Genomic DNA, 20,711 nt, shown 5'->3' on the forward strand with positions numbered 1-20,711 from the left:
CATTCGCGCTTCGTATGGTCTTCGGATTCCAGCGGCCTGTTTCAGGCGCAACGACATGTGCGGTGCCGGACCGGCGCCGCGCGCAAATTCCTAGCATCGGGGTGGCAAGAATGGCAGCACGCGCACGTACGGAACGGCAACTTCGCGCAACGGCCTCGCGGTCGGTCCTGAAATCGGAGCTGAGCCCGCTTTACCGCGCGGTCGTGCTGATGCTCGCGGCGGGTGTGTCCGCTCATGCGCATGCGGCAGGCATCATGAACCTCGGTCACGTGGCTGCGAGCCCGGTGGCCGGTGGCGCGGGCGGTGCCGGCGGCGTGCCGGGGATTCCGAATCTCGGCGTGTCGCCGCAGCAGGCGCTGCAGGCGAGCCAGCCGTCGATCCGCAACCTCGGCTATGCGGCGCACGCGATCGCCGCGCAGATCGCGGCGCAGCAGAATGCGGCGGCGGCCGCGGCGAAGCTGCCGTCGACCGTGCCGAACGGGCTGGCGCCGGGCGGGCTGCAGGTGGCCGCGGGCGCAACGGGCGATACGAACAATCCGGTGCTGTGGGTCAACGCGAACGCGCCGACGCAGAACGTCGACGCGAGCGGCCACGTGAACGTCGACGTGAAGCAGACCGGGCAGAACGCGGTGCTGACGTGGGAGACGATGAACGTCGGCCGGCAGACGACGCTGAATTTCGACCAGTCGGGCGGCACGCAGACGAACGGCGCGAACAACTGGGCCGTGCTGAACCGGATCAACGATCCGAGCGGCAGGCCGAGCCAGATTCTGGGGAACATCACCGCGCAGGGGGCGGTGTACGTGATCAACCGGAACGGGGTGCTGTTCGGCGCCGGGTCGCAGGTGAATGTGCATTCGCTGGTGGCGTCGTCGCTCGACGTGCTGAACATGAACAACTACAACCAGACCCTGCAGAACCGGGTGCCGGTTGTGACGGATAGCAGTCTCGCGCAGGATGCGGCGGGGATCGTCGCGAGCAACAAGCAGTTCCTGAGCCTGCCGGCAGGGACGACGGGCGGGCTCGCGTATCCGCAATCGGGCAGTTCGTCGGGGGTGAACGGCGACGGTACGATTCCGAACGAGGTGCTCGGGCTGGGCAACCAGATCAACCTGACTTCTGCTAGCCAGTATCGGCCGTGGGGCGATGTCACCATCGAGCAGGGCGCGTCGATTACCACGCATGCGAACGGAAATGCGAGCGACGGCGGCTTTGTCATGATTGCGGCGCCGAACGTGACGAACGCCGGGCACATCAAGGCGACGGACGGGCAGGTCGTGCTCGCGGCCGGGGTGGGCGTGAGCCTGCGGCCCGTCGTCGGCACGCCGGCGAATCCTCAGGTGCTGCTTCCGGAACTCAGCGGAAGAATCTCGCTGCTCGGGCCGAACGGGCAGGTGACCGATATCACGCCGGCCGGTACGCTGACCAACACGGGTATCGTCGAAGCCGCGCGCGGGAACGTGAACCTGCTCGGTAGCCGCGTCGCGCAGAACGGTGTGGTCGGCGTGACGACGAGCGTCAACACACCCGGCGCGATCACGATTTCCACGGTCGACGAATACCAGTCGAACAATCCGACCGGTGCCGCCTATTTTGGGCAGGCGCTCCAAACCACGACCTTCACCGGAGGCGCCAACGACACGCATCGTGCAGGCCTGCTGAGCTTCGGACCAGATTCGGTGACGACGGTGATGCCGGACGGCAACGGCCAGACGACGCCGTCGACGCCGGGTGCGACCTTCACGCCGGGCAGCATCGGCATGACGGCCGGATCGATCTGGTTCCAGGGCGGCTCGCTGATCGAGGCGCCCGGTTCGAAGGTATCCGTGACGGCGCTGACACCTTCGGCATCGGGCGCGCAGGCGCCGGCAGGCCAGACCGCCGTACCCGGCCGGATCTATCTCGACAGCGGTGCGACGATCGACGTATCGGGCCTTGCGAACGTCGAGGTGCCGATCTCGCAATCGTTCGTGACGGTCGACCGCATCGGCCAGAACGAGCTCGCGGATTCGCCGCTGCTGCGCAATGGCTTCCTGCTCGGGTACAAGAACCTCGTGTTCGACAGCACGCTGACGGGCACCCGCAGCGACGGCGTGCAATGGGTCGGCAGTCCGATCCTGAACCTGTCGGGTTATGTGAACCTGATTCCGCGCACGGTCGACCAGCTGTTGACCAATGGCGGCTCGATCACGCTGTCGGGCAACGAGGTGATGACCGCGACCGGTTCGTCGATGAACCTGAACGGCGGCTACGTGCATTACGACGGGGGGATCGTCAACACGACGCGGCTGGTCGACGCGAATGGTGCGCTCGTGCCGATCGGACAGGCAAGCCCGTACGACACCTATGTCGGCATCGCGGGGCAGTTCGTCGAATCCCACCCGCGCTGGGGCGTGACGAAGACGTGGTACAACCCGCTGCTGACGATGGGCACCTATCAGGGCGACTACATCGTTGGCGGCAACGCGGGCACGCTCGACATCTACGGGCTGCAGTCGACGGTGCTGGACGGCGACATCAGCGCGCAGGCGTTCGGCGGCGCGAAGCAGATGCAGGGCAACAGCCTGCCGAGCGGCGGAACGTTCAACCTCGGCGCCGATCCGAAGCTCGCCAGCGGCGCGCTGGTGCACCTGACGTCGAACAACAACGACGTTACGTCGGGCACCACCGGTCTCGTCGTGCTGCAGGACAACGCGCCGCAGCTCACCGAAATCGCGCCGGGTTTCTCGATCGATACGCCGCTCGACAAGACGGCGTTGCAGGCATTACCCGCGACCGATCCGCGCAACGTGCTGACGACCACCGTGGTGCCGGTCGCGACGCTGAACAACGGCGGTTTTGCGAACCTGAACGTGACCGAGGACAAGGTTGGCGGCAAGGGTGTGGTGGTTCCGCAGGGTACGCAGTTGAACCTGCAACCGGGTGGCTCCATTACCTTGAACAGCCCGGTGCCGGGCACCGACGTCAACGTGGCCGGGCGATTGTCCGTGCCGTCGGGGTCGATCTCGATCACGAGCGGTGGCAACGTGATCGTCGGGCCGCAGGGCGTGATCAGCACCGCTGGGCAGTGGGTGAACAACGATGTGCAGGCCATGCCTGGCACGACGCCCGGCAACGGCCAGTTCATCAACGGCGGCAGCATTACGCTGTCGGCGCTGCTCAGCTCGAACGTCGTCGGCGGCGGGGCTTTTGGCGATACGTCGGGGTCGGTGCTGCTGCAACCCGGCAGCGTGCTGGATGTATCGAGCGGCGGCGAACTGCTGTCGAACGGTCAGATGCTGATGCAGAACGGCGTGCCTGCCGGGCGCGGCGGCAATGTGACGTTGCAGGCGTACTCGGCCACACCGTTGAAGCAGTTCGGTGCGACGGACAGCGCGCCGGACCTGCCTACCGTGAAGCCGACAGTCGGTACGATCTCGATGGGCGGCACGATCCTGAGCGAGGGGTTTTCGGGAGGTGGCACGCTGACGCTGCAAGCGCTCGGGTTCCAGATCGGCGGCGACGTGGCGACCGCGTCGCCGTGGGACGTTTATCTGCCCGGGAATTTCTTTGCGCGGCAGGGCTTTGGCAAGTATGTGCTGAATGCGTTTTACGATGCGACGGTCGCACCAGGCGCAGCGGTTGCCGTCACGCAACTGAACCGCATCCCGGACATGCTCGCACTCCAGCAGGCTGGCACGGGCGCAAACTTGTCGGCGGGCGGCCTGACCGCGATCGGACAACTCGATGCCTATCACCGGCAAGCGACGAACCTCGTCCTGACGGGCGGCAACTACACTTCGTGGCGGACCGCGACCGGCGCTACACCGTCGTACCCGGGCGTCACTGGTGCGGTGACGTTGTCGGAAGGCGCGTCGATTCAAGCGGATGCCGGTGCAAGCATCGGCCTGGGTTCGCCGACGCAGGTCACGGTGCTCGGCTCGATCATCGCCCCAGGCGGGGCGATCACGCTGAGTGCGGACGGCAACGGCAAGTACGCGCAGGCGGGGCAGTTCAACACCGGTTTCCGGAGCGCGAGCCAGTCGGTCTGGCTCGGCGTCGACGCGTCGCTCGACGTATCGGGCACAGCATTGACCAATCCTCTTGCGGCGCCGGTCAAGATCGGCTCGGCGACGGTGGTGCCGGATACGGGCAAGGTGCTGGCCGGCGGTTCGGTCACGATGTCGAGCGACACGGGCTACGTGGTTGCGCAGTCAGGCTCGAAGATCGACGTATCCGGCACGTCGGCGAATTTCGATCAGTTGCAGCCGAACGGTACTTACGCGTCACAGCCGGTATGGAGCGACGCCGGCTCGATCACGCTGTCGGCGGCCAACGGCCTGTTCGCGGATGCGACGCTGGCGGGGCATCCGGGGGCCGCACAGGCACGCGGCGGCACGCTGACGGTGCTGTCGAATCAGTCCGACAGCACGACCGGCACCGCGTTTGTCGTGCGGCAAGGCGGCGCGCTGGTGCCCGTCGGGTTGGCGCCGGGGCAGGATTTTACCTCGGCGATCGATCCGACGACAGGGTTGCCGATCGGCCAGCCGACCGGCGTCCTCCAGTTCGCCGCGGACCGACTGAAAGGCTCGGGCATCGCGAATCTCGTGTTCGACAGCAGCATGCTGTCCACGCTTTCCGGCATACGGCCAACGCCGGTTCTGTTCGCGGGCGACGTTACGCTGGCGTTGCCGGAATCGGTGACGCTGAATGCGGGGCGTATTGCCGCGATCGGCATGGGGCAGTTGTCGACACTGTTGTCGACGCCGGCGCGCAAACCGGACGGCACGGTGGCATCGGTCGTCGATGCCGTGCTGGCACAGGCGCCAGGCGTGCCGCTTGGTACGACGGTCGAGATCGATGCGCCGTACGTGGCGTTGTCGGGGCCGACCATCCGGCCGCAGTTGCCCGCATTCAATCCGGTCGCGACGCTGTCCGACGCAACGCTGAACGTGAATGCATCGTTCATCGATCTGAAGAACCAGTTCCAGCTCAACAATTTCGGCCACGCGAACTTCACGAGCAGCGGCGATATCCGTCTGAGTTCGGCAACGGCCGACCAGTCCTTTGCGAAGCTCGCCACGGGCGTGCTGTACACGCCGGGCGACCTCACGTTCAAAGCGGCGGACCTGTATCCGTCGACCGGCAGCACATTCGTCGTCGCTGCGGTCGGCCCGACCGATTCGTCGACCGGCAAGCCGGCGCCGACGACGGTCACGTTCGTATCGAACGGTGTGTCCGGTACGCCGCTTTCCGCGGGCGGCACGCTGCTGGTCGACGCGACGGACATCGTACAGGGAGGCACGGTACGCGCGCCGTCAGGCACGATCGTGCTCGGCGTCGGCGATCCGTCGAATGCGGCCACACAGGCGCAGTTTGCCGGTTTGCCACTTGTCGCGACGGATTCGGTCAGGCTGGCAAGCGGCAGCGTGACATCGGTTTCCAACGAAAGGGCGGTCATTCCGTACGGGACGACGATCGACGGGGTTGAGTGGCAGTTCAATCCAGTTGCAGGCGCCACGACCCCCGATCTGACCGCGCCGCCCGCGAAATATGTGGGGGTGAACGGCAGCAACGTCGCACTCGACAAGGACGCGACGATCGACCTGTCCGGTGGCGGCGATCTGCAGGCCGCCGAATGGGTGCCGGGCACCGGCGGCACACGCGACGTGCTGTCGCAATACAACGTGAGCTATGCAAGCGGCAAGGGCGCGACGGCGGTGCCGGTCAATGTCGGAGGCGGCAACGTCTACGCGATCGTGCCGGGCGCGCAGTCGCCCGTTGCCGCCTATGACCCGATGTTCGCGCAGACGCAGCAACCGTCGACCAATGCGAACGGCGCGCCCACGACCGCGACGATGGGCGTCGGTCAGGCGGGCCTGACGGATTCGGTCGGCAAGGCGGTGTACCTGTCGGGTGTGCCGGGCCTGCCAGCCGGCTACTACACGCTGCTGCCGGGCAAGTACGCGACGTTGCCGGGCGCTTATCGCGTCACGGTGTCGGGCATGGCCGGCAACGTCGTGCCGGGTGCGAGCCAGGTACTGCCGGACGGCACGGTCGTGACGGCGGGCTATTTCGGCGATGCATTGACGGGCGGCCGCAGCGCGACGCCGACGCTGTTCAACGTGCAGTCGAACGGCGTGTGGCAGCAGTACTCGCAATACACGCTGACAGGCGCGAACGGATACTTCACGAAACTCGCCGCCACCAAGGGCAACGTGACACCGCCGTTGCCGGTGGACGGCGGCCAGCTGGTGCTGGCGGCGACGAAGACGCTGGCGCTCGGTGCGACGCTGAACGCGGCGGCCGGCGCGGGCGGCGCACCGGCCGAAGTGGATATCGCGTCGCAGGACATCCAGATTACCGGCAGCGGTAGCGCGGCGCTGCCCGGCTATCTGCAGATCGGCAGCGATGCACTCGATTCGTTGAACGCAGGCAGCCTGCTGATTGGCGGCACGCGTGCCGCAACGACCAGCGGCGTCACGATCACGCCGATCGCGAACAGTGTCGTTCTGTCGAACGATGGAAACACGACGCTGAATGGCCCGGAGATCCTGCTCGTCACGAAGACCGATGGCAGCGGCACCGATCCGAACGCGGCGAATGGCCTGCGCGTCGATGCAGGTGCCTCGATTGCCGCGCAGGGCGATTATCCGGCAGCGAAGGACCAGCCGATCGCGATCGCGGGCGACGGTGCGCTGCTGCGCGTGTCGAACGGCGCGATGGCGCCGCTGTCGCGTACCGGCGGAACCGGCACGGGCCTGATGACGGTCGGCGCGGGCGCGACGCTCGCGGGCGGCCAGGCGCTGCTGCTCGATTCGTCCGGCAACCTGAAGGTCGATCCGACTGCAGTGCTGTCGGCCAAGGCGATCACGGCGGACGGCTCCGCGATCACGTTCACGAGCGCGAGCGGTGCGGCGGCGACGAACCTGCCGGGCTTCGTGGTAGATCCGGCCGGTCTCGCACAATTCGCGAACGCGCAGCAGGTGACGCTGCGCAGCTACGGCGCGATCGGCTTCGTCGGCGACGTGAGCGCGACGTTTGGCAACAGCGTCGATCTGAGTGCGGGCACGTTCACGAGCGATGGTGGCCACGTGACGCTGAATGCGCAGCAGGTTGCATTCACGAACGAGATGGGCGCGACGCCGGGCACGGCGACTGCCGGAAACGGCACGCTGACCGTCAATGCGAAGGAAATCGACTTCGGTACGGGAACGAAGGCCGCGAGCGGCTTCGGTTCGGCGGTGATGAACGCGACGGGCGGCATCGTCGGACAGGGCACGGGCACGTTCGATTTCGGCGCATTGCCGGTGACGCTCGGTGCGCCGGTCTATCTGGCAGATACGAGTTCGGCCTCGACCGTGAAGACGACGGGGGCACTGACGCTGAATGGTGCGGCGGGCACCGCACTGACGCGCGACGCGGTGGGGGGTGCATGGACCTTCAAGGGCGGTGCGGTGGCCGACAACGGCGCGAAGATCAGTGCGCCGGCCGGCAACGTGACGCTCGAAGCGACGACCGGCAACCTGACGATCGGCGGTGGGTCGACGGTCAGTTCCGCAGGCGTATCGAAGCAGTTCTTCGACGTGACGCGTAATGCGCCCGCAGGCTCGATCAAGCTGACGGCCGACGCAGGCACCGTCGACGTGCAGTCCGGCTCGACGCTGGATTTCTCCGGCGCCAGCGGCGGCGGTGCGGCGGGCAGCCTCGCGCTGTCGGCGCCGCAACAGGTCGTGAACCTGAACGGCACGATCAAGGGCGGCGCGGCGAGCGGCTATGCGGGCGGTTCGTTCTCGCTGAATACGGGCGGTGCCGCCGATCTCGACGCGTTGTCGAAGACGCTCGCCTCGAGCGGCGTGAACCAGGCGATCGAGATCCACACGAAGACGGGCAACCTGACGTTGTCGCAGGGTAATACGCTGACCGCGAATTCGGTGCTGCTCACGGCGGACGGCGGGGCGGGCAACGCGGCCGATATCGCGAACGGCAACATAAACGTGCTCGGGACGATCGACGCATCGGGCAAGGCGGGCGGCGAGATCGACCTGTACGGCCGCAACGGCGTCGATGTCGAAGGTTCGCTGCTGGCCCGCGGGTCGGACCCGAACCAGCGCGGCGGCAAGATCAACATCGGCACGACCGCCGTGTTCGATCCGACGATCGTCGACGCGAACGGCAATTCGATCGCGTACAACGCGACGTACGGTTATGAGAACATTCTGCGTGCCAATGCGGGTGCCATTACGCTCGGCGCGAATGCGTTGATCGACGTGTCGGGCGGTACCGCCGGCGGTCTTTCGGGCGGCACGGTGAATTTCCGTGCGCCGCTGCTGATCGATAACGGCGTGAAGGTCGATCTGCCCGAAGCGTTCAACCCGGGCAAGGGGATCGTCGGTTCGCGCGCGACCTCGCTCGAAGCCTATGCGGTGTGGAGCACGACGGACGCGACGACGGGGGCAAAGCACTTCGACGGGGTCATCGACCCGGCGGGATGGTATGACAAGAGCGGTCATCTGCTGTCCGGCACGTTTACCGCGCAGGGCACGTCCGGCACGCCGGCGACGTTCTCGTTCACGCCGGATGGTTCCGGCGGCGGCACGCTGAAGAACCAGGCGACCGGCGTATCGACCAACGTCACGCAGGCCCAGCTTCAAAGCGGCGATACCGCTATCGGGTTCACCGGGTTGAACAGCATGTATTTCGCGCCGGCGAGCGGCGGCGCAAATACGGATCACCAGACCTTCTACGGATATCAGAACGGGGATGCGTCGTCGGCCGCACCAGGCACGCTGATGGGATTCGTGCAACACGGTCTCGACATGCTGGTGGATCCGTTCGCAGGAAAGAGCATCGCGAATACGCGCATCGTGCCGGGGATCGAGCTCGACAACCCGAGCCCCGCGATCAACGGCGGCGACATTCAGGTGCTGACGAACTGGAACCTGGGTGCGGGCGCATCGCCGACGAATCTCGCATTCCGTTTCGACGGGCAGGCGCCGGTCGTGACGCTGCGCGCCGAGAACAACGTGAAGGTGAAGGCGAGCCTGTCGGACGGATTCTTCCAGATCGCGAACCCGCTGGGCGGTGGCGGGACGATTCCGGTGCCGCCGTTGTCGAATTTCAACGCAGCGGACACGATTTACACGACGCCGTCGGGCGCGCTTGGGTATGCCGGATACGGGCTGAATTATTTCGGAGATAACGGTTTTGGTTCGGCCAAAAATATTGCATTCGGGCCTGGGCATCCTGCAGGCGGAACACCGGATGAAATTGCCGAGTACTACGCGTTGTATTCGGCATACGCGGGATATCTGGCTGAGACCGCCACTTCGATGAGTTCGTTGCTGGGGTGGGATCCGAAATCTTCCACCGCCGATATCATCTTGAAAATGCGCGGCAACAGCATGCAAGCCGGGCAACCGGTTGCGCCAGTCGCGCCATCGGCGATGGAGCAGGCCACTAATCCGGCCTCCTATCTGCTCTATCTGAACCAATACAAAACCTACCTGACAGCGACCGCGCAATTCTATGCCCAGCATGGGGCCGTCATGGCGCCTCACGCGGATACGGTTGCGCCGCCGGCGGTACAGCCCGTGACCGTGATCGCGACGACGACGATCGACCTGCCGGCGGTGGCCGACAATACGCCATCGCCGGTCTCGGTCGCGGGCAATCCGCTGCCGCTGCTGTCGGCGTCCCTGGCGGGGGGCGCGAGCAGTTCCTTCCGCGTGGTGGCCGGGGCGGATCTCGGCAGTACGAATCCGCTGGCATTGCAACCGTTTTCGCCATCGACCGGCGCGAGCGGAAACGGAAGCGTGACGCTCGGTGCTCATTCGACTTATGTGGATGCGAGCGGACTGGCGCTCCTTGCGCCGACGATGATACGTACCGGCACCGGTGCGATCGATGTGGCTGCCGCAAATGGCGTTGCACTGTTCGACGCAACGGAGACGCCGCCGAACGATCCGAATTCGATGATTGTCCCGGGCGTCATCTATACGGCCGGCGCACCTGCTGCGGGTGCACCGGCAGTCGGCGGCAGCGTGTCAATCCTGCATCCGAGTTGGTCCGGCAAGCAGGACATCCTGATTTCGCCGACCGTCAACCCCGATTCCGCTGGCGACATCACGATTCATGCGCAGGGCGATGTCGTCGGCGCGGAGCATCTGGTGGATACGACCGGCGCCGTGACCGGACAACCGGGCAGCGACATCAGCCAGTTCTGGTGGCAATGGATGCAGGTCGGCAATCCGACCGGGACGGTCGGCGCGACCAATCCTGGCACGCAGGTCGTTCGTACGTCCATCAACTATGGCGCGTTCGACCAGGGTGTGTTGAGCGCCGGCGGGAACGTCTCGGTGTCGGCTGGCGGGAACATTGCCGATCTGTCGGTTTCGCTGCCGACGACATGGTGGCTGACCGGTACCAATACGGATGCGCCGACCGTCAACACGGTGGGCGGTGGCAACCTGACGGTGCATGCGGGCGGAGATATTCTGAGTGGCGGCTATTTCGTCGCGAAAGGAACCGGAACGATCACGGCAGGAGGAAAGATCGGATCGGATCTGACTGTACCGTCGCAACTCGCGGGGCAGCCGCCGATAACGGTCGATACGTTGCTGGCGACGCAGGACGGCGTGCTGGACGTGAATGCTCGACAAGGCGTGAGCATCGGGCGTGTGTTCGATCCGTCGTATGCGCAGAGCAATGCGCTGTTGAGCGCATACAAGCAACAAGCGGACATGCAAGGCTATTCGTCGACGTCCGCCGTCAATATATCGGCGACGACCGGTGACGTGACGATCGGAACGCTATCCGACGTCGGTGTCATCGGCGGGGGCGCGACCAGCACGGCGATAGCGGGGAAGAACGATCTGTCGTATATCTTGCCGGCTTCGGTCGATCTGACTGCGTTCACCGGTGGAATCACGGTGGCGGCCAGCGGCGTGCTGGCGCCATCGTCGTCGGGCAACCTGAACCTGATCGCCGACCAGTCGATCAATCTGTCGAGTGTGAACGGAACGGGTCCCACGGGGCGCCCGGTGTTCGGGCTGCTCGACGTCGATCCGTCGTCGATGCCTTCGCCGGCCAGACCGAACGTCCTGGTGACGAACCCGACGGTCGCTTCTGCGGCGGCACACGATTCGGATGCGCTGCATGGCAACGACACGGTGCCGGCGAGAATCTACAGTCTCGGCGGCGACATTGTCGACGGCATACTCCGGACGGCAGGCGCCAATGTCGGCTTCTATGACAGCCTGGTGCCCGTCGTGATCGACAAGCCCGCGCTGCTTCAGGCGGGGCGCGACATCGTGAATCTGTCGTTCCTCGGGCAAAACCTGCGGAAATCGGACGTGACACGTATCGTGGCGGGGCGGGATATCTACGATACGCCGCTCGTTCGACTGACGAGTGCCGTCGTACCGGCGCTGGTACTCGGCGGTCCGGGCACGTTCGATGTCGAAGCCGGCAGGAATATCGGTCCGTTGACGAGTCAGGCCGAAGCTTATGCGAGCCTGGGCGGTAGATATTCGTCGGGGGTTCAGACCGGGATCGATGCCATCGGTAACGGCAGCAACCCGTATTTGCCTCATGAAAGCGCGAGCGTCAACGTGTTGTTCGGCGTCGGACCGGGCATCGACACCGCGTCGTTCGTCTCGACTTACGTCGATCCGGCGAAATCCGTGTCCGGCGTGTCCAGTGCGACACCGGCGCTCATCACGTTCATGGAGCAATACGAGGCAGGCCTCGCGGTTGATACCGGGTTGGTCAACGATCAGCCGGCGATCAAGCCGTTGACTGCGGATGAGGCATGGTCGAAATTCAAGGCGCTTCCGCAATATGTCCAGCAGCTCTTCGCCGAGCAGGTGCTGTTCAAGGTGCTGACGAATGTCGGCGAGGATTACAACAATCCTGCCAGTCCGTTCTATCAAAAGTACGCACGCGGATACGACGCCCTCAATACGATGTTCCCGGCGTCGCTCGGTTACACGGCTAACAATCTCGGCGGCGGCAGCAACGGCGCGAACAAGGTGATCGATACGGGCGATCTGGATATTCGCAGTACGACGATCCAGACGCAGCAAGGCGGCAACGTGTCGATTCTGGGTCCGGGCGGGCAGGCGCTGGTCGGCAGCACATCCGCGCCGCCTCAGATTACCGATGCGAGCGGTGCCGTGATCGTCGGGCCGGGGACGATGGGGATTCTCACGCTCGAAAAAGGTGACATCGACATCTTCACGGACCGCAGCGTGTTGCTTGCCCAAAGCCGGATCTTCACCGAGCAGGGCGGCGACATGACGATCTGGAGTTCGAACGGCGACATCAACGCCGGCAAGGGCGCGAAGTCGTCGGCGGACACGCCGGCGCCGCAATATGTGTGCGATGCAAACCACTACTGTACGGTCGACGCGCGGGGGCAGGTCACGGGTGCCGGTATCGCAACACTACAGAGCGTACCGGGTGTGCCGATCGGCACGATCAACCTGATCGCGCCGCGCGGCACGGTCGATGCCGGCGATGCGGGCATTCGCGCCGGCAACCTGAACATCGCCGCGCTGCGCGTCGTGAACGCGGACAACATCCAGGTGACCGGCAAGGCCACCGGCGTTCCGCTCGTGCAGGCGGTGAACACCGGGGCGTTGACGGCGGCGAGTGCGGCGGCGTCGGCCGCGACGCAGGCTGCGCAGGACATCGCCAGGAACAGCGCATCAGGCGTGTCGTCGCGTCGCTGGACGATCTCGGTACAGGTCGAGGGCTTCGGCGATGCCGGCGGCGATGGCGGGAAGAAGCACAAGCAGCAGGTGGGATACGACGCGTCGAGTTCGGTGTCGATTCTTGGTTTCGGTCAGGCGGGGCCGTCGCAGCGAGCCGTGCTGACGGCCGAGGAGCGCGCGCGGTTGGGCAAGATCTGATGACGTTCTGTTGATGCGAGCGGCCGGCTTGATGGGCGGCTCGCTCCTTTACCGAGTCGTAAGAGGGGGCGTGATCGGGACGTGGATTGTCACGGTTGACGCATGAAGGGTGCCGCTCCGGGGAGATTCGGAGCGGTGTTACGGAAAGAGCGGATCGCAGACTTCTCAACGACCGGTAATCGTGCCAGTGCAGACGCTTGTGTTTCCGATGTCGAGACTGTATCCGTTCGCGTTGCTCAGGAACGTATTCGAAATGGCCGTCCGAAAATTTGGTGGAACCGTATCGAAACCGTTGCCGTGAACGATCGATGCGAAGCTGGCGTTTGTGTAGTGACTGCTCAGGAAATCGTGCATCGCGATCTTGACGTTCGGATCGAGGTAGCACTGGCTCAGGATGATCTGACTTGTGTAGGAAACCGGATAGCCAGCCACCGGATTGCCGATGTCCGGCACCCAGGCCGCCGGGTTGGATGCCGTGGTCCTGTCGTTGGGGGGGCGTGCCGTACCGAGAGCCATCGCCGCATTTGAGTATGTCGGCGCATAGTACTTCCCGTCATTCGTATTCACGAGACTCGCCACGGGTAGCTGCGCGGCGCCCGGCGTCGCGACGACTCCGCTCGAGGGCGCAAGGAACGCGTTCGTATGGGCAGGGGTCAGGTACGAGACTGCAGCCCCGGTGGACGACAACAGGGCGATGCGACTGGCGCTACTGCTGGTCGCCGCTACGAAATTGGCCGGAACGATACCGTTCGGGAACGAAGCCGCAGGGTTGATCCTCTCGACGAATGTGACGCCAGCGGCCGTATTCGATGGCGAACAGACCGCAGCCAGATGGCGCGTCAGCATCTTGTTTGCGCCGTCGTCACCGACGGGACGATAGATCACCGTGATTGATGCGTTGAACGCGTAAGGTGAGCCCGTTTCGGGGTTGATCACCTGGTTCCAGTTCGTTAATTTGCCGGAGAAGATGCCGCAAAGGTCATCGTCATTCAGCGCGATGCTGTGGGCGTGATTTGGCGTTGTTTGAGGCGTTGTCGTGCTGGTTACTATCGGGCCGTTGACGATCGGGATCGTGATCGGCGTAACGACATACGGAATCTGAATCAGTGGACCGCTGGTTGCACCGAGGCCTGTCCGATATGACGCGATGTCCGCCGCCTGAAGGGTTATGTCGGCATTCGCGAAATCGATTGTGCCGGTGAGGTTTGCGTTGAGGTATGTTGGCTGATTGTTCAGGAATGCGGCCTGGCCGCCGCCGGGACTTGTCGCATAGTACGTGAATGACCCTTCGGCGGTACCGAACATGCCGATCTCGGTCCCTGCATTGCCGATCGCACCAATGACCGGCCCAACGAGTAGCGACCCGCCGCCCTGGATGAGCGGGCCTGCGGCCATCGTGGACGCGGAACCGATGCATGAGATCAGAAGCGCGACGATCCGGCAGAGGTTGCGTTGTTGAAATTCCATTGGATTGTCCTGTTGCGTCAACCGGATATCCCCAAATGTCCGGTGAGTGCTCGAGTGACGCTCAACTGGACGAGGATGAGAAGTACCGATTGGGCGAGTAAACAAAAAACCGCGCCCGTGACGATCCAGGGGCGCGGTCGGATTGACGGCGGTGCATCTGCCGTCAAATGAACTTAACGGCCGGTCACCGTACCCGTACAGACGCTCGCGTTGCCGATGTCGAGGTTGAACGCGCTTGCATTGCTCAGGAAGTCGTTCGAGATGGCCGTCTGGTAGTTCGACGGAACCGTATCGAAGCCGTTGCCATGAACGATCGACGCGAAGCTGGTGTTCGTGTAGTGAGCGTTCAGGAAGTCATGCACGGCCGACTTGACGTTCGGATCGGCATAGCACTGGCTCAGGATGATCTGGCTCGTGCCGGAAACCGGATAGCCGGAGGCCGGGGTGCCGGCGTTCGGAACCCAGTTCACCTGGTTGGCCGCTTGGATCCGGGTTGCGGGCGGCGCAACCGAACCCAGTGCCTGCGACGCGTTCGTGTAGTTCGGTGCGTAGTACACGCCGTTCGTCGCGTTCACGAGGCTGGCGACCTGCAGCTGCGTGGCGGTCGTCCCCGACGGGTTGACGACGGTGCTTTGCGGCGCGAGGAACGTGTTCGTGTAGTCGGGGCTGAGGTAGGCGACTGCCGGGCCGGTCGCGGCCAGCAGTGCCGTGCGCACACCGCCGCTGCCGGAAGCCGGCGTGAACGATGCGCTCACCGGGAAGCCGGTCGGGAACGAATCGGTGAACGTGAGCGAATCGACGAACGTGACGCCCGACGCCGTATTGGCGTTGGTCTTGCAGACAGCGGCCAGGTGGCGGGTCAGCAGTTCAGTCGTACCGCTGCCGTCCAAGCGATAGATCACGTTGATCTTTGCGCTCGATGCGTACTTCGAGCCGGTTTCCGGGTTGGTAACCTGGTTCCAGTTCGTGAAGTTGCCCGAGAAGATCCCGCACAGATCGTCGTCGTTCAGCGCGATGCTGTGCGCTTGACCCGGCGTCGTTTGCGGCGTCGTCGTGCTCGTCACGGCCGGCGCGTTGACGAGGGACACCGTGATCGGCGTGACGATGTACGGAATCTGGATCAGCGGGCCGTTGGTCGTGGCGAGGCCGGCCTTGTACGACGTGAGCTGGGCGGTCGACAGGGCCGCATCGCTGTTCGCGAAATGGACCGTGCCAGTGACCGTGGTGCCGAAGTACGTCGGCTGGTTGTTCAGGAACGCGTTCTGGCCGGCACCCGAACCCACCGAGAAATACGTGAACGAGCCTTGGCCCGTGCCGAACAGGCCGATTTCGGTTGCGGTGTTGCCGATCTTGCCGATGGTCGGCGCGACGAGCGACGAACCGCCGCCTTGCACGTTCGGCGAGGCCATTGCGGCCGTGGCGCCCAGACCGGTAACAACGAGAGCGAGGACTTGACAGATCTTGCGCTTGCTGGATTTCATGAGAAATTTCCTTGGACGAAGATAAACGGGAACCCCTGCTACTGCGGTTGGAATGCTTGTAGACCGCCGGGTAAATGTAGGGGGAAACACGAGTGACGCGTGTGAATTTTTCATAACGAATGGTGCGTAACATTTTTATCGAATAAGCCATTTCGTTATTCGGATTGGTAAAGCGGGGATTGGAGCGTTATTCGGCACTGGTCGGAGCGTTCAGATACTGGGATTCGGCGCAGGGCCGTTCCGGCGGAACGAGCGCCAGAGCCTTAATCACGCATGGCGCCGACCGCCGACGTCGCACGCGAGCTCGCGCGGTGCTATCTCAACTTCAAGACGGTTTTGTGGCGAATGTTACGGAACATTCCGCACGTCGATGAATATCCTATCCCTTGATGTATTCCTTTCATTGACCGCGCTAATTCGTAAATGGAAGGTCAGTAAAGTATCGTGTAGTTAATGTGTGATGGATCAATTGTTGAAAAAAATGAAATCGTTCTTAAGTTATAAGAATAACGGCTCAACGTAATAAAGCCCGCCAAAAAAGGTAGCCCAACATCCGTCACAAATTTGCGCCGGTTCGCTCCGTAGTCTTCCCCGGCGACTCCGTCCGGCAAGCTGCGCGACGTCATCGAAAGCAGTCGCGCCCGTGACAGGAGAACCCCGGCATGTCGGCATTCCGCTACGAAGCGATCGATCCCACCGGCCGCACGCTGAAAGGCGTGCTCGAAGCCGACAGCGCACGCGCAGGCCGCAGCCATCTGCGCACGCAAGGTCTCACGCCGCTGATCGTCGAGCTGGCCGCACAGCGCCTGCACGGCGAACGTCATCAACGCTTGTCGCTCGGCCGCAAGCTGTCGCAGCGCGAGCAGGCGATCATCACGCGCCAGCTCGCGAGCCTGCTGGTCGCGGGGCTGCCGCTCGACGAATCGCTGTCGGTGTTGAGCGAACAGGCCGAGCGCGATTACGTGCGCGAGCTGATGGCGTCGATCCGCGCGGAAGTCGTCGGCGGCCATTCGTTCGCGAACGCACTGAGCCAGCATCCGCGCGATTTCCCGGAGATCTATCGCGCGCTCGTCGCGGCCGGCGAGCACACCGGCAAGCTCGGCATCGTGCTGTCGCGCCTCGCCGACTACATCGAACAAAGCAACGCACTGAAGCAAAAGATCCTGCTGGCGTTTACGTATCCGGGCATCGTCACGCTGATCGCGTTCGGCATCGTCACGTTCCTGCTGAGCTACGTGGTGCCGCAGGTTGCGAACGTGTTTACCAGCACGAAGCAGCAACTGCCGACGCTGACGGTCGTGATGCTCGCGCTGTCGGACTTCGTGCGGCATTGGTGGTGGGCGTCGCTCGCGGCGGCGGCCGTGCTCGTTTATGCGATCCGCAAGGTACTGTCGCGCGATGCGCCACGGCTCAGGTTCGACACGTGGCTGTTGACCACGCCGCTGGCGGGCAAGCTCGTACGCGGCTACAACACGGTGCGCTTCGCGAGCACGCTCGGCATTCTCACCGCGGCCGGCGTGCCGATCCTGCGCGCATTGCAGGCGGCCGGCGAGACGTTGTCGAATCGTGCGATGCGCGCGAACGTCGATGACGCGATCATCCGCGTGCGCGAGGGCTCGGCACTGTCACGCGCGCTGGCGCATACGAAGACGTTTCCGCCGGTACTCGTCCACCTGATCCGCTCGGGCGAGGCGACCGGCGACGTGACGACGATGCTCGATCGCGCATCCGAAGGCGAATCGCGCGAGCTGGAGCGCCGCACGATGTTCCTGACGAGCCTGCTCGAGCCGCTCTTGATCCTCGCGATGGGCGGCGTGGTGCTCGTGATCGTGCTGGCGGTGATGATGCCGATCATCGAGCTGAACAACATGGTGCAGTGATGCGCGGCTCAGCGCACGTATGCGTTGGCCTTCTCCGTGGCGGGCAGCGCGATCTCGCGTTGCAGGCCCTGGCGGTCGACGACGATCGAGCGCGCGCGAACCTCGGCCAGTTTCGCGGCTTCGCCGATCGCCGCGCCGAGCGACACGACGCGCGACGCTTCGCCGCCGACGCTGACGATCGCAGCCGCACGGCGCGCGTCGAAAGCGAGCACGCCGAGCAGCTGGATGGCATCGCGGCTGTCGTCGGGTTTCGCACCGAACAGCCGCGCGGCGGCGGCAACGTCGATCGGCGCGGGCGGCGGTGCAAGCGCCGCGACCGGCGCATCGGCAGCGCTCAGCACGCGCACGGCCCACAGCGACACGGTAATGAGCGCGGCCGCGGCAGCGAGCGTCGCGGCGAGTGGTACGAGATCGGCGCGGGATGGCGCGATGCGAAGCAGGTCGAGCGGTTTCATGGCGGCAGGTCGGTGCGATGAACAGAAGATGTTTTCCATTCTTTGTTGCGAGGGTGAATGCATGATGACGGGGCCCAACGAAACCCGAACGCGGTGCGCCGACCATGTGGGACGGCACACGCAACGCGGCTTCACGCTGATCGAGATCATGGTGGTGGTCGCGATCCTCGGGATTCTCGCGGCGCTGATCGTGCCGAAGATCATGAGCCGTCCCGACGAGGCACGTCGCATCGCCGCGAAGCAGGACATCGGCACGATGATGCAGTCGCTGAACCTGTATCGCCTCGACAACGGCCGTTATCCGTCGCAGGAGCAGGGGCTGACCGCGCTGGTCCAGAAACCGGCCACCGATCCGGTGCCGAACAACTGGAAGGACGGCGGCTATCTGGAGCGGTTGCCGAAGGATCCGTGGGGCAACCCGTATCAATACCTGAACCCGGGCGCGCACGGCGCGATCGACGTGTTCAGCTATGGCGCGGACGGCAAACCAGGCGGCGAGGGCAACGATGCGGACATCGGCTCGTGGCAGTAACGGCATGAGGATCGTGCCCGTCAGGAAACGGCGTCCGCTCGCGTCGCGTCGTGCAGCAGGCTTCACACTGCTGGAGATGCTCGTCGTGCTCTTGATCGTCGGGCTGCTGGTCGCGGTCGTGACGCTCGCGCCGTCGCGTAATCGCCGCACCGATCTGGCGGAAGAGGCACAGCGCCTGGCGAACCTGCTTGAATCGGCCGGCGACGAAGCGCAGGTGCGGTCGGTCCCGATCGCATGGCAGACGGTCGGCGGAGGCTATCGCTTCGTGCAGCGCACCGAAAGCGGCGCGTGGGCGCCGATGACCGACGACCTGTATCGCGCACGCCGCTGGGGCACCGAAGTGACGGGCGTGTCGGTGCGGTACACCGGCGGCGGCGAAGTGCCGTCGCGCCTCGTGCTCGGCAGTGAAGGCATCGACGTGCCGGTGACGATCACGCTGTGGTCCGGCGACGTGCGGATGGCCGTCGTCGGCACGGGCATCGGCAACTTCGTCGTGCGCCGGCCGTGAGCGACGCTCGGCGCCTGGCACGCCCGCAAGGCGAGAACGCGCGGCGATTGAATCGCATCGCTGCACGCTTCACCTGACTGTCATAGTGCCCGCTCACAATCTGACGTTCGTTTGCTGCGGAACCGCTCACGGGGGTGCGCGTTACGCCGGCAACGTGCAACTCCACTTCCGTCCAGGGATTCATGACTCGTTCACGGGCGCCGACCGGTGTCCTGGCGCTCGTCGCGTGGCTGGCGTTCGTCGTGCCGTGCATGCACGGCATACACGCGCAGGAGACCGGTTCCATCGTCCGCCAGCCGGGCAGCACGGCGCGCTTCGATCTGCCCGCGCAGCCGCTCGCGAAGGCCTTGCAGGACTTCGCGCGGCTCACCGAGCTGATCGTGCTGGCGCCGGCGCCGCTGCTCGACGGGCGCACGAGTGCGCCGGTCCAGGGCGAATTCGCACCGCGCGACGCGCTCGAGCGGATGCTGGCCGGAACGGGGTTGCGTGCGGAATTCTCGCGCCCGGACGAAGCGATCATCGTCGCGCAACCGGCCGCCGAGCAGGCGCCCGCGGCGGCCGACATGCCGGCGGATGCGGCCTTGCCGATCGACGGGATCGGCGATTCCGACGATCGGCGCGCGTTCGCGGGCCTGCTGCAGGCGCATCTGATCGATGCGCTCTGCGCGCAGCCGGGAGCGGTGCCGGGCAGCTATCGACTCGTCGCGCAGGTGCGCATCGACAACAGGGGGGCGGTGGTGGCGGTCAACATGGTGGCATCGAGCGGTTCGGCCGCCCGCGACGCGGCGGTGATGCGCGCGCTGCGCGCATTGAAGCTGGACGACGCGCCGCCTGCGGAGCTGCCGCAGCCGGTCACGATCCTGCTGCGGCCGGCCGGCAACGGCGTGCATTTCCGCTGTCCGGCGCCGCAGCCGGCCGTCCGGGGCTAGGCCGTCATGTCCGACAGCAACCGCTCCGGGCTCCGGAATCTGCTGGCGACGCGCTATGCGTACCTCGTCAGGCGCCTCGAGCGCGTGACCGGGTCGAAGGACGGCGCCGCCGACGCGCTGCACGAAACCTGGCTGCGTCTCGAGAACGCGAACGTCTCCACGCAGGTAACGAACGCGGACGCCTATATACTCGGGATGGCGAACAATGTCGCGATCGACCAGCATCGCCGCGAACGCCGGCATCTGCACGACGACGATGTCGAGACGCTGCTCGAGATGCCTGACGAACTGGCCGATCCCGAGCGCATCGTCGCGGCGCGCCGCAAGGTCGAGACATTGAAGGACGTGCTGCGCGGCCTGCCGCCGCGGCGCCGCGCGATCCTGCTGGCCGCCCGCGTGGACGGCCTGCTGAACCGCGAGATCGCCGAGCATTTCGGCATTTCGCTGCGGCTCGTGGAAAGCGAGCTGAGTGCGGCAATGAAGTACTGCCTGCAGCGCATGCAGGAAGACGGCGATCCGTACACGGGCACGCGAGGCGGCCCGCGTAAATTTTGAGCATCAGGACG

The 20,711-nt window shown here is 65.0% G+C and carries 9 protein-coding genes; 6 read left to right on the forward strand and 3 right to left on the reverse strand.

Annotated elements, in window-relative coordinates; genetic code table 11:
* Window positions 1–110: 110 nt before the first annotated feature.
* Window positions 111–12,893: a filamentous haemagglutinin family protein gene (locus G3O00_RS10835; protein ID WP_206142948.1), complete on the forward strand. Its 12,783-nt coding sequence runs from the start codon at window positions 111–113 to the stop codon at window positions 12,891–12,893.
* A 165-nt stretch (window positions 12,894–13,058) separates the two neighbouring features.
* Here G3O00_RS10835 and G3O00_RS10840 read toward each other — a convergent pair whose 3' ends face one another.
* Both G3O00_RS10840 and G3O00_RS10845 read right to left on the reverse strand, forming a co-directional pair.
* Window positions 13,059–14,360: a substrate-binding domain-containing protein gene (locus G3O00_RS10840; RefSeq protein ID WP_206142949.1), complete on the reverse strand. Its 1,302-nt coding sequence runs from the start codon at window positions 14,358–14,360 to the stop codon at window positions 13,059–13,061.
* 173 nt (window positions 14,361–14,533) lie between these two features.
* A complete protein-coding gene (locus G3O00_RS10845; RefSeq protein WP_206142950.1) occupies window positions 14,534–15,841 on the reverse strand; it encodes a substrate-binding domain-containing protein in 1,308 nt (435 codons plus the stop codon).
* Between the two features lie 662 nt (window positions 15,842–16,503).
* Between G3O00_RS10845 and gspF the strand changes: the two genes are divergently transcribed.
* Entirely contained in the window at window positions 16,504–17,721 is a 1,218-nt protein-coding gene (gene gspF, locus G3O00_RS10850; RefSeq protein WP_174935769.1) for a type II secretion system inner membrane protein GspF, read from the forward strand.
* Between the two features lie 8 nt (window positions 17,722–17,729).
* Here gspF and G3O00_RS10855 read toward each other — a convergent pair whose 3' ends face one another.
* Window positions 17,730–18,176, reverse strand: coding sequence for a general secretion pathway protein GspC (locus G3O00_RS10855; protein ID WP_206142951.1), 447 nt, complete (start codon window positions 18,174–18,176; stop codon window positions 17,730–17,732).
* 64 nt (window positions 18,177–18,240) lie between these two features.
* On the opposite strand from G3O00_RS10855, the gene gspG reads away from it, so the two are divergent.
* The 4 genes from gspG to G3O00_RS10875 all read left to right on the forward strand — a co-directional run bounded on the left by gspG (window position 18,241) and on the right by G3O00_RS10875 (window position 20,700).
* Window positions 18,241–18,708 carry a type II secretion system major pseudopilin GspG gene (gspG, locus tag G3O00_RS10860; protein ID WP_174935787.1) on the forward strand — a complete coding sequence of 156 codons (468 nt, stop codon included), beginning with the start codon at window positions 18,241–18,243 and terminating at the stop codon, window positions 18,706–18,708.
* A gap of 4 nt (window positions 18,709–18,712) precedes the next feature.
* Window positions 18,713–19,216 carry a GspH/FimT family pseudopilin gene (locus G3O00_RS10865; RefSeq protein WP_241025081.1) on the forward strand — a complete coding sequence of 168 codons (504 nt, stop codon included), beginning with the start codon at window positions 18,713–18,715 and terminating at the stop codon, window positions 19,214–19,216.
* Between the two features lie 182 nt (window positions 19,217–19,398).
* A complete protein-coding gene (locus tag G3O00_RS10870; RefSeq protein ID WP_206142953.1) occupies window positions 19,399–20,145 on the forward strand; it encodes a secretin and TonB N-terminal domain-containing protein in 747 nt (248 codons plus the stop codon).
* Window positions 20,146–20,151: 6 nt separating this feature from the next.
* The gene (locus G3O00_RS10875) at window positions 20,152–20,700 is read left to right on the forward strand and encodes an RNA polymerase sigma factor (RefSeq protein ID WP_011354683.1); all 549 of its coding nucleotides are present in this window, start codon (window positions 20,152–20,154) and stop codon (window positions 20,698–20,700) included.
* Window positions 20,701–20,711 lie beyond the last annotated feature (11 nt).

Source organism: Burkholderia sp. Ac-20384 (assembly GCF_017104605.1).
In the GTDB taxonomy this organism is placed as follows: Bacteria; Pseudomonadota; Gammaproteobacteria; order Burkholderiales; family Burkholderiaceae; genus Burkholderia; species Burkholderia lata.